Source organism: Elstera litoralis (genome assembly GCF_000963705.1).
GTDB lineage: Bacteria > Pseudomonadota > Alphaproteobacteria > Elsterales > Elsteraceae > Elstera > Elstera litoralis.
Genome location: NZ_LAJY01000758.1, coordinates 1 through 1,776, shown reverse-complemented (window position 1 = coordinate 1,776; position 1,776 = coordinate 1). Strand labels below are relative to the sequence as shown.

The 1,776-nt window shown below is 58.2% G+C and carries 1 protein-coding gene; it reads left to right on the top strand.

Translation table 11 applies throughout. The features are described 5' to 3' along the window. A partial coding sequence (locus tag VZ95_RS19610) for a preprotein translocase subunit SecA (protein ID WP_045777365.1) occupies positions 1-1,531 on the top strand: 1,531 nt, incomplete at its 5' end. Positions 1,532-1,776: the final 245 nt, after the last annotated feature.

The window sequence follows — 1,776 nt, the reverse complement described above, 5'->3', positions numbered from 1 at the left end:
GACCGGTACGGCGGCGACGGAAGCGGCGGAATTCCAGGAAATCTACAATCTCGAAGTGGTGGATATTCCCACCAATGTGCCGGTCTCGCGTAAAGACCATGACGATGAGGTCTATCGTACCGCCCGCGAGAAATACGAAGCTATCGCCGCCCTTATCAAAGAATGCCGCGAGCGCAATCAGCCGGTGCTGGTCGGCACGGTTTCGATTGAAAAATCGGAACTGCTGTCGGAACTGCTGAAGAAGGCCAACATCCCCCATTCGGTGCTGAACGCGCGCTACCACGAGCAGGAAGCCATGATAGTGGCGCAAGCGGGCAGCCCCGGCGCGGTGACGATTGCCACCAATATGGCCGGGCGCGGCACCGATATTCAGCTCGGCGGCAATGTGGAAGCCCGGCTTGCGGTCGAAGTGATGCCGACCGACAGCGCCGAAGTTCGCGCCGCCAAGGAAGCGACGATCCGCGCCGAAGTGGAAGCCGCCCGCCAGATCGTGCTGGCCGCAGGCGGGCTCTATGTGATGGGCACCGAGCGCCACGAAAGCCGCCGTATCGACAATCAGTTGCGCGGCCGCTCGGGCCGTCAGGGCGATCCCGGCGCGTCCAAATTCTTCCTGTCGCTCGAAGACGATCTGATGCGCATCTTCGCCGCCGACCGGATGGATGGGATGCTGCAAAAGCTGGGGCTGAAAGAAGGCGAAGCCATCATTCACCCCTGGATCAATAAGGCGCTCGCCAAAGCCCAACAGCGCGTTGAAGCGCGCAATTTCGAAATCCGCAAGAATCTGTTGCGCTTCGATAACGTCATGAACGATCAGCGCAAGGTGATCTACGAGCAGCGCCGCGAGATCATGAATGCCGAAGATTGCTCCGGCATGGTCACGGAAATGCGCCAGGAGGTTATTCAAGACCTCGTGAAGCGCTGCATTCCGGCGGCGGCCTATGCCGAGCAATGGGATATCGGCCAGCTCCATACTGAAACGCTGCGCCTGCTCGCCCTCGATCTGCCACTGCCCGACTGGGCGAAGGAAGAGGGCATCGCCGACGAAGAGATTCTGGAGCGCATCACCCAGGCCTCCGATAGCGCGATGGCCGGTAAGGAAACCGAATATGGCCCGCAGATTATGCGCCTGGCCGAAAAGAGCATGCTGCTGCAAATCCTCGATCAACTCTGGAAAGACCATCTGCTGACGCTCGATCATCTGCGCCAGGGCATCGGCCTGCGCGCCTATGCCCAGCGCGATCCGCTGAACGAATATAAGCGCGAAGCCTTCGTGCTGTTCGAAGATATGCTGGGCAGCCTGCGCCAATCGGTCGTGCAAGCAATCACCCATCTGCAACTGCAAATGTCGACCCCGCCCGGGGCGCTATTCGCCGATGACGCTGCCCCGGCAACGGATGACGACGGCTGGACTCTGTATCACGGCAGCCGCATCCGCCGCGACGATCCGACCACTTGGACGGACCTATCGCGCAATGTCGCCTGCCCCTGCGGTTCGGGCAAAAAATACAAGCATTGTCACGGGGTTATCTAAAGTTTTAAGCCTTTTGACGGGGCTGAAAAACGCAAAAACCCGCGCGCGGCTTAATCCGTGATGCCGCGCGCGGGTCGATCAAAAAACGAAAATCTGTTGCAACGCAGAATATTGCTCTGCGGGTTTCTGCCGGTCTTAAGCGACAAGAACCTACCTGCAATAGTATGTTTTGAGCTGTATCGTTAACGGTACACCGCCAATTATTAATTATATTTCGGTGACTATAATCGTATTAGGTGTGTTAT